Here is a 16,242-nt window from a genome sequence, read left to right as displayed (position 1 = left end):
GTTTTCAATGACGAAAATAATAGCGGTTTTGCAAATGCAGGAGAAACAATTACGTACAAATTTACTGTGACAAATACAGGAAATGTACCTCTTGTTGGAATCACGATTAACGATCCGTTGCCAGGAGTAGTAGTTTTGGGACAAGCAATAAACTTAGATGTTAACGAATCTAACAATTCTAACTTTACAGCGGTTTACAAAATCACTCAAGAAGATATTAATCGAGGCAGTGTGAGTAATCAGGCAACTGTAAAAGGAAGCAGTGTAAGAGGAGTTGTAGTTGAAGATCAGTCAGACGATGCAAGCAATAGCGGAGATAATCCAACTGTCTTAGACTTAAACGGATGTTCTATTAAAGTAATGAATGCTTTCTCTCCAAATGGAGACAGCAAGAATGCAAGATTCTATATTAGAGGAATAGAATGTTATCCAGACAATACGGTTGAAGTTTATAACCGTTGGGGAGTTTTAGTTTTCAATATAGATCAGTATAATAATAACGATCGAGTGTTTGTTGGCTATTCTAACGGACGTTCTACGATCAAACAAACAGATGGTCTTCCGGTTGGAACGTATTTCTATATCTTAAAATACAAAGATAGCGCTCAAAAGTCTCATCAAGAATCTGGGTACTTATACCTTAATAAATAAAATTGGACTACGGCTTAGTTAGCGCTAAGCCGTTCTAAAGCTTAATAAATGAAAAAGTTAATTTTAGTTTTTATGTTTTTTTCGATTGTGTCACATGCGCAGCAAGATGCGCAGTATACACAATACATGTATAACACAATCGAAGTCAACCCAGCGTATGCAGGTTCAAGAGGGGCATTAAGCGTTTTTGGTTTATATCGTACACAATGGGTTGGATTAGATGGAGCACCAGAAACAAGTACATTTTCGGTTAATACGCCTTTGAAAAATAGCGATTTAGGACTTGGGGTTTCTTTGGTAAATGATAAAATCGGACCAACGGTAGAGAATACTTTATCAGCAGATTTGTCTTATACAATTCCAACTTCAGACACATGGAATTTATCTTTCGGGATAAAAGGAACCGCTAATCTTTTTAACATCGATATTAATAAATTGAGTTATGAAGATCAAGACGATCCGCAATTTCAGAATCTTAAAAATAAATTCTCGCCAAATGTTGGAGCTGGACTTTATTTCCATTCAGACAGAGCATATGTAGGATTATCGGTTCCTAATTTTATCGAAACCAACCGTTATGACTCAGATGATGTAGCTATTTTTAAAGAAAAAATCAATTATTATTTAATAGCAGGTTATGTATTTAATCTAGACCGTTTAGAGTATATAAAATTCAAACCCGCTTTGATGACCAAAATGGTAGAAGGAGCTCCTTTGCAAGTCGATGTTTCAGGAAATTTTATGTTCAATGATAAATTTGTTTTAGGACTTGCTTACCGTTGGAGTGCATCTGTTAGTGCAATGGCTGGATTTCAGGTATCAAAAGGAATGTATATAGGTTATGGTTACGATCATGAAACCACACAATTAAGAAAATACAATTCTGGATCTCATGAGATTTTCTTAAGATTCGAGTTCTTTAATAATTACAATAAAATGATATCCCCAAGATTCTTTTAATACAACCTATGAAAGCTAGAAAATTAATATTGATCTTTTTACTGTTTAGTTTTATTTCAAATGTAAATGCACAAAATCCATTTACTACAATGAACATAAAATATGCAGATAAAAAATACGAAGAGTACGCTTACGCAGATGCTATAAAAGTATACGAGACATTAGTAAATTCAGAAACTACTAATGAAGGTGTAATTCAGCGTTTAGCCAATTCATATTATTTTAATGGAGAGTTGAAAAATGCATTAAAATGGTATGAGCAATTATTCGTGATAAACGAAAACCAAGAAGCTGAATATTTGTACAGATATGCACAATCATTAAAATCGGCAGGAGATTATCGAAGATCTGATGAGATTTTGCAGAAATTCAATCAGAAAGCAACTGCAGAGAAAAGGGCAGATCTTATTAGAAAAGACAAAAATTATTTAGAAGATATAAAAGAAAACTCAGGCCGATTTCAAATAGCCGATGCTGGAGTTAATTCTAGATATTCAGATTACGGAAGTGTAGTTTACAACAATAAAATCGTTTTTACATCTGCGCGCGATACAGGCGGAGTCGTGAAATCCAACTTTCAATGGACAAACAGATCTTTCTCTAGATTATATACAGCCGATTTAATGCCAGATGGAAGTGTTGGAAAACCAGAACTTTTGGTAAAAAGAAAAAAAGACAATTTTAATGAGTCAAGTCCAATTTTTACAAAAGACGGACGCACTATGTATTTTACCCGAAATAATTTTACAGATGGCAAAAGACGTAGCAACGACAAAAACGTAACCTTATTAAAATTGTACAAAGCAGAATTTATCGATAACGAATGGAAAAATGTTGCAGAACTTCCGTTCAATAGCGATCAATACAGTACGGCACATCCAGCTTTAAGCGTAGACGAAAAAACACTTTATTTTGCATCAGATATGCCGGGAACTTTAGGGCAATCGGATATTTACAAAGTAGCGATCAATGAAGACGGAACTTTCGGTACGCCAGAAAATCTTGGACCAACAATTAATACAGAAGCAAGAGAAACTTTTCCTTTTATTTCTGGAGACAACGAATTGTATTTTGCTTCTGACGGACGTCCAGGTTTAGGCGGATTGGATGTTTTTGCTTCTCGTATAAAAGCCAACGGAACTTATGATGACGTTCTAAATGTTGGAGAACCTGTAAATAGCAAACAAGACGATTTTGCTTTTAGCATTGATAGTAAAACCAGAAGCGGTTATTTTTCTTCAAACAGAGAAAACGGACTAGGGATGGATGATATTTACAGATTTACAGAAACTAGAAGATTAATCTGCGAACAAAATTTATCTGGAAATGTTACTGATGCAGAATCAAACGAAATCTTAGCGAATACTTCTCTGACTCTTTTTAATGAAAAATTTGATCCAGTTGGAACAATTACAACAGACGAAAAAGGAAATTATCTTTTTCCTGATTTAAGATGTGGTAAAAAATATACCATTAGAACAGCTAAGAACGATTACAATGCCAAAGAAGTTGTAGTAACTATTAGTAAAGAAAAAGGAGAAACTACTCAATTAATTGCATTAAATAAAGTTTTCAAACCTCTTGCTGCAAAAACGGTAGCAATCAAAAAAGTCGCGATAAGCCCAGTAAAAGTAGGTTCTATAAGAGTAGGTGTAGATATTGCAAAACTATTAAACCTGCCTATGAATTTCTTTGATTTGGGTAAAGCAACCATCAAGAAAACATCAGAACCGCAGTTAATGAAAGTGGTGAATCTTTTAAACGAATATCCAGCTATGAAACTTGATATTCGTTCGCATACCGATAGTCGTTCTTCATCAGAAAGCAATCAGATTCTTTCAGAAAAAAGAGCACAATCAACAAAAAATTGGTTAATTCAAAAAGGAATCAGCGAAGACAGACTAACTGCAAAAGGTTATGGCGAAACGCAATTAGTAAACAAATGTGCTGATGGAGTAAAATGTACAGAAAAACAGCATATGCAAAATAGACGAAGCGAGTTTATTATTGTTGCGATGTAAAATAATCTTCATATAAAATTAAAAACCCTTTTCTAGAATTCTAGAAAAGGGTTTTTTTAGGTTATAAATAATCCCTACAGGATAATGGTTTGGGGTGTGATCATTTTTTTTTCTACCAATCAGTCACTCCTAGCGGAGTGGTTTTTCAATCATTATATATAAATTCGAGCCCCACTCCGCTAGGAGTGACTGATTGGTAGAACGCAAATGATTATCCGTGTTCATTATGTCCTGTAGGGACATTTGATTGGTTAATAAAAATCAATTGATAAATAACAAATTTATATTTTATCATGTGTATTAAATTAGAAAAGGGAGTGTTTACTCATTAACCATATTAGAATTTCTATTAAGTAAATAGTCAATTTCACTTAAAAAATCAAATTCATCTTGAGGTATTAATTGAAGAACAGTTTCCAGAATTAAACCTATATTGATAGATTGACTTTTGTCAGTTTCAGGAATTTTATGGGCATCTTGCTCCAAAGCCAAAATACATAATTTTAGCATATCAGTAATGACACAACCAAGTTCTAAATAATTTTGAAACTTAATCTCAGCAACATTGGTTTTGTTATTTGTAGGTTTTAAAGTATGAAAATATAAAGAGGCTAATTTTCTAAGATCTAAATTTTTGATTTCGTTTGATTCCATATAATGAGGTATTTATTTGAAAAAATAGATGTTTTATTATTCTAAATTATTTCATGCAAGATGCTTTTTCTTTTTATTATTTCTAACATACGATCGTATGTTGTTTAAAATAAATCTTACAAATAAGATTGAAAGCAAATCTATTAAAATGAAAAAAAAGATAAAACGACATACATGTCGTGTTAATATCTTTCTGAAATTTTACAATCTCTACGGGGTAATGTGGGTTTATATTTCGCTTCTCTGGAGCTTTTTCTTTTGTTATAATTTCTCTACTATAAATATTATGCTCCTCTGGGGCATTCTTAATGATTATAAAAAAATGAAAAAACTCCGCTAGGAGCTTCTGGTCGGTAAACGTTAAAAAATCTAATTTTTCTCAAAAAACAATTCTAAACAAATTCATTCTTTACACTATAATTTTGAAAATCTAAATTTTGGAGTATTATGTTTAAAATGAATTGGTTATGGTTTTAAAAAATCGTTTTCGCTGCAGATTGTGTTAGTTTTTGTTTTAACTTTATAAACCTAAAAATTTTTCATTATGACTGTAGATCAAATACTTAAAGCAAAAGGAAGAAATGTATATTCTATTGTCTCCAATTTAACGGTTTATGATGCGTTAAAAGTTATGGGAGAAAAAAACATTGGAGCAATTTTAATTATTGATGATAACGTTTTAAAAGGAATATTATCTGAGAGAGATTATGCCAGAAAAATTGTTCTGAAGGATAAATCTTCTAAAGAAACTTTTGTTCATGAGATTATGGAAAGTAATGTTTTTACAGTAAAACTTTCAGATAATCTTGAAGATTGTATGGAACTTATGAGCGAAAAAAGAATAAGACACTTGCCTGTTCTCGAAGACGGAATCGTAGTTGGAATCATTTCAATCAGCGATGTAGTGAAGGCAATTATAGAAATTCAAAAAGATACCATCAACCATTTGAATTCTTATATTTCTCAATAAAGCACACCTAAAAACGATAAAAATTCAAACGAGTCCAATTTCTATTGGACTTTTTTTATTTATTCGAATAGATTTTAGAAAAAGAAAATGCTAAAAAGATGCCATTTTAAAACAAGACTTATATCTTTGTAAGCTAGAATAAATGCTAAAAAAATGAACAAAGAGAGTAAAAGAAGAGAAGCGTTACTGTACCATGCAGAACCAACTCCAGGAAAAATTCAAGTAGTTCCAACAAAAAAATATGCAACCCAGAGAGACTTATCATTGGCTTATTCGCCAGGAGTTGCAGAACCATGTTTAGAAATCGCAGCAAACAAAGAAGACGTTTATAAATATACAGCAAAAGGAAATTTAGTAGCCGTAATTTCTAACGGTACAGCTGTTTTAGGACTTGGAAATATTGGTCCGGAAGCAGGAAAACCTGTAATGGAAGGAAAAGGTTTATTGTTTAAAATTTTCTCAGACATTGATGTTTTTGATATAGAAATCGATACCGAAAATGTTGAAGAATTCATTCAGACTGTAAAAAATATTGCACCAACCTTTGGAGGAATCAATCTGGAAGACATCAAAGCTCCAGAATCTTTTGAAATCGAAAGAAGACTGATTGAAGAATTGGATATTCCAGTAATGCACGACGATCAGCACGGAACGGCAATTATCTCTTCTGCAGCTTTAATCAATGCACTTGAATTGGCTGGTAAAAAAGCAGAAGATGTAAAAGTAGTAGTTTCTGGTGCAGGATCGGCAGCGATTGCGTGTACAGATTTATATGTTTTACTTGGAGTAAAAGTTGAAAATGTTTTAATGTACAACAGTAAAGGACTTTTAACTAAAGATAATCCTGCACTTTCAGATTTACAATTAAAATATGCAATTGACGGAGCTAAAATTCCTTTGGAAGAAGCAGTAAAAGGCGCTGATGTTTTCATCGGATTATCTTCTGGAGACATTTTATCGCCAGAAATGTTACTAACAATGTCAAAAAATCCGATTGTATTTGCAATGGCAAATCCAAATCCGGAAATCGACTATAATTTGGCTGTAGAAACGAGAAAAGACGTTATTATGGCGACAGGACGTTCAGATTTTCCTAATCAGGTAAATAACGTTTTAGGTTTTCCTTATATCTTTAGAGGAGCACTAGACGTAAGAGCGACAAAAATCAATGAAGAAATGAAAATGGCAGCTGTAAAAGCTTTAGCTATTTTGGCAAAAGAACCAGTTCCAGAGCAGGTAAACGTAGCTTACGGTGCAATGAAACTTGGATTTGGACAAGAATATATCATTCCTAAACCTTTCGATCCTAGATTGATTACTGTTGTAGCTCCTGCAGTTGCAAAAGCTGCAATGGAATCTGGAGTGGCAAAAAATCCTATTACAGACTGGGCAGCTTATGAAGATCATCTTCGTGAGCGTATGGGTAACGACAATAAAATGGTGCGTTTGATTACAAACCGTGCGAAATTAAATCCGAAGAAAATTGTTTTTGCTGAAGCAGATCAATTAAACGTTTTAAAAGCGGCTCAAATTGTTTACGAAGACGGAATCGGATTCCCAGTTTTATTAGGAAACAAAGAGCAGATTTTAGATTTAAAAGCAGAATTAGGTTTTGATGCCGATTTAGAAATTATCGATCCAAAAACTGATGAGGAAGCCGTAAGACGTAACAAGTTTGCAAAATCATTCTGGGAAGCTAGAGGAAGAAGAGGTGTTTCTAAATTAGACGCTGAAAAATTCATGCGCGAAAGAAACTATTTTGCAGCAATGATGGTTAACGAAGGAGAGGCAGATGCAGTAGTAACGGGATATTCTAGAAGTTATCCTTCAGTAGTTAAGCCAATGCTTCAGTTAATAGAAAAAGCACCTAATGCTTCTTTAGTAGCAACTGCAAACATGATGCTTACTTCTCGTGGGCCAATGTTCTTATCAGATACAGCAATAAACATTAATCCATCTGCACAAGATTTGATTAATATTGCTATTATGACTGCAAAAACTGCAAAAATGTTTGGTATTGAGCCAGTTATAGCAATGGTTTCATTCTCAAATTTTGGGTCTTCAACTAGCGAAAGTGCTTCAAAAGTTAGAGAAGCTGTAGCTTACTTGCACAAAAACCATCCAGAATTAATTGTTGATGGAGAAATTCAAGCAGATTTTGCTTTAAATCCAGAAATGCTTCAAGAGAAATTCCCATTTTCTAAATTAGCAGGAAAAAAAGTAAATACATTGGTTTTCCCTAATTTAGAATCAGCAAATATCACTTACAAATTGTTAAAAGAATTGTATAAAGTGAATTCAATTGGTCCAATCATGATGGGTATGGGTAAACCAGTTCACATTTTCCAATTAGGCGCTAGCGTTGAAGAAATGGTTAATATGGCTGCTATTGCTGTTATTGATGCACAAGAAAAAGAAAGTAAAAAGAATAAAATAGCACAATAAACGTTCTAGCAAGGATTGAACAAATTTGTCGTAGTTTTATGGCATTTTTGTTATATTTGATACTAAGAAATTACATTTATGATAGCACATTTGCAGGGAAGATTAGTAGAAAAGAATCCTACAGAAGTAGTAATTGATTGTGGAGGGGTTGGTTATCAGGTAAATATATCATTGCATACCTTCTCCTTAATTCCAAATTCTGAAAATATAAAATTGTATACGCATCTTCAAATTAAAGAAGATGCGCATACTTTATATGGCTTTGCCGAAAAATCTGAGCGAGAAATTTTTAGAATGCTGCTTTCTGTTTCAGGAATTGGAGCAGGAATTGCAAGAACAATGCTTTCTTCTATAGAGCCAAAACAAATCATTAACGCCATTGCATCTGGTGATGTTGGTGTAATCCAGTCTATTAAAGGGATTGGAAACAAAACAGCACAAAGGGTTATACTTGATTTAAAAGAAAAAGTTGTTAAATTGTATGATATAGATGAAGTTTTTGCTGTCCAAAACAATAGAAATCGAGATGAAGCGTTATCTGCTCTAGAAGTATTAGGTTTTGTTCGAAAAGCTTCTGAAAAAGTGGTAGAAAGAATTGTAAAAGAAGATCCTGAAGCTACCGTTGAAACAATTATCAAAAAGGCCTTAAAAAGCTTATAAATTTCATTTCATATAAAAGAATTCTATGCGTAAAATTTGTATTTTGTTGCTGGTATTGCTCTGCGGTAATGTTTTGCGTGCACAGATTACGCCACCGGCACAAGATACAACTAAAACTCAGTTTTCGGTTGGTAAGATTGAGATTGGAGATCCTCCAACTGTGCTTTCTGCCTACAGGTACGATCCTATTACAGATCGTTATATCTACACCAACTCAGTAGATGGTTTCTCTATCAATTACCCTTTAATTTTAACTCCAAAAGAATATGAAGATTTAGTTCTAAAAGAATCCAGAAGAGATTACTTTAGAAAAAAATCTGATGCTATTGATGGTAAAAAAAATGGAGCTGAGGCAGCCAAAAAAGATTTGTTGCCAAGATATTACATCAATTCAAGTTTATTTGAAAGTATTTTTGGCAGCAATACTATAGATGTAAAACCCACAGGATCAGTAGAAATGGACTTGGGTATGCGTTACACTAAACAAGACAACCCTTCATTCTCTCCAAGAAATAGATCTAGTTTAACTTTTGATTTTGATCAAAGGATCAGTATGAGTTTAATGGGGAAAGTGGGAACTCGTTTGGAGGTAAATGCCAATTACGATACACAATCGACATTTGCTTTTCAGAATTTATTCAAACTAGCTTACACACCTTCAGAAGATGATATTGTTCAGAAAGTTGAGGTAGGTAATGTGAGCATGCCTTTAAATAGTACCTTAATTCGAGGTGCACAAAGTTTATTTGGTGTAAAGGCTCAGCTGCAATTTGGTAAGACAACTGTTACTGGAGTTTTCTCAGAACAAAAGTCTCAGACTAAAAGTATAGTCGCAGAAGGTGGAGGAACAGTTCAGAACTTTGATTTATTTGCATTAGATTATGATAATGATCGACATTTCTTCTTATCGCAATACTTTAGAAATAAATACGACACTTCTCTTAAAAATTATCCATTAATTGATAGCCGTGTTCAAGTTACAAGAATCGAAGTATGGGTTACCAATAAGCAAAATAGAGTAAGTACATCAAATAACAATTTAAGAAATATTATTGCGCTTCAGGATTTAGGAGAAGGGCAGGTTTCTGGTGTTCCAGATAATCAAGTTGTTGTAATTACAGATCCAGTTGGCTTTTTTAATAATCCTATAGATTCTCCAACTGATAATACGAATAACAAATATGATCCTGCAGCTATTGGAAAAGGAGGAAGTTATTTAAATTCTAATATTAGAGAAATCGTAACAGCAAAATCTGGATTTAATAACGCCAATACAAACGAGGGAACTGATTATTCTATTTTAGAGAATGCAAGAAAATTAACTACAAACGAATTTACTTTTAATGCGCAATTGGGTTACATTTCGTTACAGCAGCGCTTGGCAAATGATGAAATTTTAGCAGTTGCATTCGAATATACTGTTGGAGGGAAAACATATCAAGTAGGAGAGTTTGGTAGTGATGGTGTAGATGCAACTGTAGTTACAGGAAACAACAGTTCTAATCAGGCAATTGTAACGCAAAGTTTAGTTTTGAAAATGCTGAAAAGTAGTTTGACAAACGTGCAAAATCCAGTTTGGAACTTGATGATGAAAAACGTTTATCAAATTCCTCAAGCTTATCAAATCAAACAAGAAGATTTTAGACTTAATATTCTTTATACTGATCCTTCGCCAATAAATTATATTACACCTGTTCAAGGAACTCTTTTTCCAGATGATGATCCTACAAACCCGAATCCAAGTAATTATTACATTACTAAAACACCATTATTAAATGTTTTTAACTTAGATCAGTTAAACTATACTAATGACCCGCAAAAGGGAGGAGATGGTTTCTTCGATTACGTTCCGGGAGTAACTGTTGATGTGCAGAATGCAAGAATTATTTTTACAACTAAAGAGCCTTTTGGTGAGCTTTTGTTTAAAAAATTGCAAACTACGACTTCTGGCGAAAATTATAATGATCCAACTACATATAATGCGAATCAGAAGAAGTATGTATTTAGAAACATGTATAAGAATACCCAAGCTGGTGCGCTACAGGATAGTGATAAAAACAAATTCTTATTGCGAGGAAAATATAAATCTTCTGGAAGTAATGGTATCCCTATTGGAGCATTCAACGTTCCGCAAGGATCTGTTGTTGTAACCGCAGCAGGACGTGTTCTGGTAGAAGGTATTGATTATAGTGTAGATTATCAATTAGGAAGAGTACAGATATTAGATCCTTCGCTTCAAGCTTCAAATACTCCAATTGAGGTTTCTTTAGAAAACAATTCAATCTTTGGTCAGCAAACCAGAAGGTTTATGGGATTTAATATCGAACATAAAATTTCTGAAAAATTTGTTGTTGGAGGTACTTTCTTAAAAATGACAGAACGTCCTTTTACTCAAAAATCAAGTTATGGGCAAGAATCTGTCAATAATACCATTTTTGGTTTTAACGGAAATTATTCAACCGAAGTTCCTTTTTTGACAAGATTGGCCAATAAACTGCCAAATATAGATACAGATGTTCCTTCTAATCTTTCTATTCGTGGAGAAGTCGCATTTTTGAAACCAAATGCTCCAAAGGCAAGTGATTTTGAAGGAGAAGCTACTATTTATATTGATGATTTTGAAGGTACTCAGACCACAATTGATATGAGATCTGCTTATGCGTGGAGTTTGGCTTCAACACCATTTATAACTTCTGCTACAGATAATACTTTTAATGCCAGCTCAAATACGCTAGAGTATGGCTATAAGCGTGCTAAATTGTCTTGGTATAGTATCGATCCGATTTTCTATACTTCAAAACCATCTGGAGTTTCAAACGATGATTTATCTTTAAATACAACAAGAAGAATTTATAGTAAAGAACTTTATCCAAATACAGATATTGCACAAGGACAAATTCAGGTTATTAATACGCTAGATTTAACATACTATCCATCAGATAGAGGACCTTATAACAATAATCCTAATTTTAGTTCTAGTCCCGCTTCAGCCAATTTTGGAGGAATTATGCGTGCACTAAACTCTACAAACTTTGAGCAAGGAAATGTCGAATACATTCAGTTTTGGGTACTTGATCCTTATGTTGGAACAGGGCAGGCTCAGGGAAATAATAATGGAAAAATTTATTTCAATTTAGGAGAGGTTTCTGAAGACGTTCTTAAAGATGGAAGAAAGCAATATGAAAATGGTTTAGGTCCAGATCAGGTAATGGTTAATCCACAGCCAATTTGGGGAGACGTGCCAGCTTCTCAGTCTTTAATTTACGCTTTTGATACCAACGCAGATAATCGTAAAAATCAAGATGTTGGTTTAGACGGTTTGCCAGATGCAAGAGAAGGATCAATTTATACTAATTATGCGGGAGAGGCAGATCCTGCAGCAGACAACTATAAATATTTTCTAAATACAGAAGGAGGAGTATTGCAACGTTATAAGCAATACAACGGAACTGAAGGAAACTCTGCTGTAAGTATTGATGATCCAAATCGTGGTTCGACAACTCTTCCAGACGTTGAAGATATCAATCGTGATAATACAATGAGTACAATCAATGCTTACTATGAATATAGTATTGATGTAAGACCAGGTATGCAGGTTGGAGAAAATTATATTACAGATATTAGAGATGTTCAAAATGTAGACCTTCCAAATGGAAGCACAACCAATGCAAGATGGATTCAGTTTAAAATTCCTGTTTCAAAACCTCAAAACACTATTGGAAATATTACCGATTTTAGATCGATTCGTTTCATGCGTATGTTTATGACTGGATTTAATGATCAAATGACGGTTCGTTTCGGAGCTTTAGATTTAGTTAGGGGAGAATGGAGAAAGTATACAGGAACATTAGATGCAAACGATACAAATCCTGATGATGATGGAACTCAATTTGATGTCGCTGCTGTAAATATTCAGGAAAATGGAACAAAATGTCCTGTCAATTATGTTATTCCGCCAGGCGTTCAGAGGGAACAGTTGTACAATAACAATACAATTATCAACCAAAATGAGCAATCTTTAGCATTGCGAATAGGAGGCGGTGGATTAGAATATCAAGATTCTAGAGCAGTTTTCAAAAATGTAAGTGTTGACATGCGTCAATATAAAAAATTAAAAATGTTCCTTCACGCGGAATCACTTCCAAATGAAACGCAACTTTTAGACGACGAGATGATCGGATTTATTCGTTTTGGTAACGATTTTACGCAGAACTTTTATCAAATCGAGATTCCATTAAAAGTAACAAGAACAGGCGGATCTTGTACAATTAGTCCAGATCAGGTTTGGCTTGAAGAAAACAATATTGATGTTGCTCTGTCATTATTGACAAGAATGAAGGTTCTAGGAATGAATATCGATATTAATTCTCCAAAAAGAGATATAAATGGTATTTATTATCCTGACCGAGATCCTGATGTAGAAGGAGGTGATCAAGATGGAAAGTTAACTTTAGGTATTAAAGGAAATCCGAATTTTGGTTTGGTTCGAAATTTAATGGTCGGAGTAAAAAGTGCAGCAAACCATAAAGATATTATGGGGGAGGTTTGGTTTAACGAACTTCGTATGTCTGATTTGGAAAATAAAGGAGGTATGGCAGCATTGTTGAACGTTGATACCAATATGGCCGATTTGATGACATTGTCTGCTTCTGGTAAAAAGAGTACAATTGGTTTCGGTTCTCTTGAACAAGGAGCCAATGAAAGAGATCGTGAAGATATTCAGCAGTACAACATCGTAACAAACATAAATTTAGGTAAACTGCTTCCTCCAAAATGGGGTATTAATCTTCCATTTAATTACGCAATTGGAGAAGAGGTTATAACGCCAGAATACGATCCTTTTAATCAAGATATCAAGTTAGATCAATTGATTAAAGAAACTACAGATCCGGCAGAAAAAGAAAATATTAGAACACGAGCAATAGATTATACTAAGCGTAAAAGTATCAATTTTATTGGTGTAAGAAAGGATAGAGCACCAGAACAGAAACCGCATGTTTATGATGTAGAAAACTTCACTTTCTCTCAATCTTATAATCAAGTAGAACGACATGATTATGAAGTTGCTAATTATGAAGATCAGCAGTCTAATACTTCTGTTAATTATGCTTATACTTTCCAACCTAAAGAAGTGGTTCCGTTTAAGCAAACCAAATTCATGAAAACAAGTGATTATTGGAAATTATTAAGTGACTTTAATATTAATTATCTTCCTTCGAATGTTTCATTTAATACTAATATTTTAAGACAGAGTAACAGTCAGCAATATAGACAAGTTGAAGAAGGTATTGGACTAGATCCGCTATATAGAAGAAACTTTGCGTTTAATTACCAATATGGTTTTGGATTTAATTTGACAAAATCATTAAAATTAAACTATACAGCAGCCTCTAATAATATCGTAAGAAACTTTTTGAACGACGATAATACGCCAAAACAGGATTTTAATATTTGGGACGATTATTTTGATATTGGTATACCAAACCAGCATTTGCAGCAATTGGTTTTAAATTATGATATTCCAATTAATAAAATTCCAATATTTAGTTTTGTAAAAGCGACTTATTCTTATACGGCAGATTACAACTGGCAAAGATCTTCAACGGCACTTTCTCAATATGTCGATGATAATGGAGTATCATGGGATTTAGGAAATACAGTGCAAAATGCGAATTCTAATACATTGTCAACGACATTAAATATGAATACGCTGTATAAATATTTAGGATTGACACCAGGAGGAAAACCAGCAAAACCTAAGCCTGTGGCACCACCAAAACCAGGTGAGAAAATTGTAAATACAGCTAAACCAGTTACGAGTAGTAATCCTTTTTATGATGGTTTGATTGGAGTTTTGACCAGTATAAAAAATGTTCAAATTAACTATACTAAAAATAGTGGTACAGTTTTACCAGGTTATATTCCGGGAGTAGGTTTCTTTGGAACATCTAAACCTTCGTTAGGATTCGTATTTGGTAGTCAGGATGATGTGCGTTTTGAAGCTGCTAAAAACGGATGGTTGACTAGTTATCAAAACTTCAACCAAAACTTTACACAGGTAAGTAATAAACTTTTAAAAGTAACGGCCAATGTAGATTTATTGCCTGATTTGAAAGTTGATTTGGCTATGGATCGTGCTTATTCTGAAAATTCATCAGAACAATATAGTGTGGACCAAAATACAGGCGAGTACATGCCATTGTCACCATACAGTTACGGAATGTTTTCTATTTCTACAGTTTTGATTAAGACGGCTTTTTCAACAAGTACAGAAACAGAATCAGCGGCGTTTGATGATTTTAGAAGCAATCGTTTAGTTATTGCAAACCGTTTGGCAGAACAACATTATGGCGGAGCAGAAATTCCTAGATATGGAGATGTAAATAATCCAATTCCTGATGAATCAGATCCGAATTATAAAATTTATGTAGCCAATGAAGGTTATCCTATTGGGTTTTCAAAAAGTAATCAAGCTGTATTGTTGCCTTCATTCATGGCGGCTTATACAGGGAAAGACGCTTCAAGCAGTTCGACAAGTATTTTTAGAAGTTTCCCTATTCCGAACTGGAATGTAAAATATAATGGTTTAATGCGTTATAAGTATTTCAAAGACCATTTTAGACGTTTTTCGTTACAGCATAATTATAGAGCATCTTACACCATTAGCCAGTTTAGATCAAACTTTGATTATTTAGAAAATCCAAACGGTCAGGATGTGAACACGAATTTCTTTAATAAAACGATCATGTCTAACGTCAATTTAGTAGAACAGTTTAGTCCTCTTATTCGAGTTGATTTTGAGTTGAAAAACTCATTCCGCTTATTAACAGAAGTTAAAAAAGACCGTGCTTTGTCTATGAGTTTCGATAATAATTTATTGACAGAAGTAAGAGGAGTAGAGTATGTTGTAGGGCTAGGGTATCGCTTTAAAGATGTAATTATTTCGTCGAGATTAGCAGATAATCCTACTGGAATTATTAAAAGCGATATCAACATAAAAGCTGATTTTTCATATAGAAACAATGAAACTTTGGTTCGATATTTAGATTACGATAATAATCAGTTGGCCGCTGGACAGAATATTTGGACTCTAAAATTAACGGCCGATTATGCTTTCAGTAAAAACTTAACAGCAATATTCTATTATGATCATTCGTTCTCGAAAGCAGTTATTTCGACTTCTTTCCCTTTAACGAATATCAGATCAGGTTTCACACTTCGTTATAATTTCGGAAATTAAATTTTAGTTTCTAAACTAGATTTCATTAGAAGATTATTACATTTGTGGCTTAAATTTTAAATTATCAATTTTCAAACACAACTATTATGAGCATACCAGCAAATTTAAAGTACACAAAAGATCACGAATGGGTTAGCATCGAAGGAGATGTTGCAACTGTAGGAATTACTCATTTTGCACAAAAAGAGTTAGGAGATATCGTGTATGTTGAGGTAGAAACTTTAGATCAGACACTTTCAAAAGATGAAGTTTTTGGAACTGTTGAGGCTGTAAAAACAGTTTCTGATTTATTCTTACCATTAACAGGTGAAATCATTGCTTTTAATGAAGATTTAGAAAGTGCTCCTGAAACTGTAAATTCAGATCCTTATGGAGCTGGATGGATGATTAAAATAAAAATTGCTGATGCTTCAGAAATTGATACTTTATTGTCTGATCAAGCTTATAAAGATTTAATCGGTGCCTAAACAACTCTTGTTAATTTGGGCAATTATTTGCTCTGGAATCATTACTTATTTTTGTCTGACAGATTCTAGTAATATACCAGCAATTAATTTTCCAAGCATTGATAAAATTGTACATTTCTGTTTTCATTTTGGTTTTACAATTTCATGGATTTTGTTTTTCAAAAAAGAATTAAA

Annotated in this window: 9 protein-coding genes and 1 pseudogene; 9 read left to right on the top strand and 1 reads right to left on the bottom strand. The window is 33.4% G+C overall.

The features are described from left to right. The 3 genes from B3J44_RS04985 to B3J44_RS04975 form a co-directional block, all read left to right on the top strand. On the top strand, positions 1 to 651 hold a 651-nt coding region (locus B3J44_RS04985), incomplete at its 5' end, for a gliding motility-associated C-terminal domain-containing protein (RefSeq protein WP_286966278.1). A 48-nt stretch (positions 652 to 699) separates the two neighbouring features. Further along, positions 700 to 1,611, top strand: a complete 912-nt coding sequence (locus B3J44_RS04980; protein WP_278019564.1) for a PorP/SprF family type IX secretion system membrane protein — start codon at positions 700 to 702, stop codon at positions 1,609 to 1,611. A gap of 8 nt (positions 1,612 to 1,619) precedes the next feature. Continuing rightward, on the top strand, positions 1,620 to 3,632 hold the full coding sequence (locus B3J44_RS04975) for an OmpA family protein (protein ID WP_286966264.1): 2,013 nt from the start codon (positions 1,620 to 1,622) through the stop codon (positions 3,630 to 3,632). 321 nt (positions 3,633 to 3,953) lie between these two features. Here B3J44_RS04975 and B3J44_RS04970 read toward each other — a convergent pair whose 3' ends face one another. Beyond that, entirely contained in the window at positions 3,954 to 4,286 is a 333-nt protein-coding gene (locus tag B3J44_RS04970; protein WP_286966258.1) for a hypothetical protein, read from the bottom strand. A gap of 544 nt (positions 4,287 to 4,830) precedes the next feature. Here B3J44_RS04970 and B3J44_RS04965 point away from each other — a divergent pair. The 6 genes and pseudogenes from B3J44_RS04965 to B3J44_RS04940 all read left to right on the top strand — a co-directional run. Then, positions 4,831 to 5,256, top strand: a complete 426-nt coding sequence (locus B3J44_RS04965) for a CBS domain-containing protein (protein WP_198854486.1) — start codon at positions 4,831 to 4,833, stop codon at positions 5,254 to 5,256. Between the two features lie 153 nt (positions 5,257 to 5,409). Beyond that, the gene (locus B3J44_RS04960; RefSeq protein WP_286966254.1) at positions 5,410 to 7,701 is read left to right on the top strand and encodes an NADP-dependent malic enzyme; all 2,292 of its coding nucleotides are present in this window, start codon (positions 5,410 to 5,412) and stop codon (positions 7,699 to 7,701) included. A 78-nt stretch (positions 7,702 to 7,779) separates the two neighbouring features. Next, positions 7,780 to 8,361, top strand: a complete 582-nt coding sequence (ruvA, locus tag B3J44_RS04955) for a Holliday junction branch migration protein RuvA (RefSeq protein ID WP_095927916.1) — start codon at positions 7,780 to 7,782, stop codon at positions 8,359 to 8,361. A gap of 25 nt (positions 8,362 to 8,386) precedes the next feature. After that, entirely contained in the window at positions 8,387 to 15,601 is a 7,215-nt protein-coding gene (gene sprA, locus B3J44_RS04950; protein ID WP_286966239.1) for a cell surface protein SprA, read from the top strand. Positions 15,602 to 15,687: 86 nt separating this feature from the next. Beyond that, positions 15,688 to 16,068: a glycine cleavage system protein GcvH gene (gene gcvH / locus B3J44_RS04945; RefSeq protein ID WP_091492358.1), complete on the top strand. Its 381-nt coding sequence runs from the start codon at positions 15,688 to 15,690 to the stop codon at positions 16,066 to 16,068. After that, positions 16,061 to 16,242: pseudogene (locus tag B3J44_RS04940) on the top strand (hypothetical protein); the annotation flags it as partial. The gene gcvH and the pseudogene B3J44_RS04940, both read left to right, overlap by 8 nt.

It is taken from the genome of Flavobacterium sp. UBA4854 (assembly GCF_002399805.1).
GTDB classification, from domain to species: domain Bacteria; phylum Bacteroidota; class Bacteroidia; order Flavobacteriales; family Flavobacteriaceae; genus Flavobacterium; species Flavobacterium ginsengisoli.
Note: the sequence above shows the minus strand (reverse complement) of the source record. Positions and strands in the feature narration are given on the sequence as shown.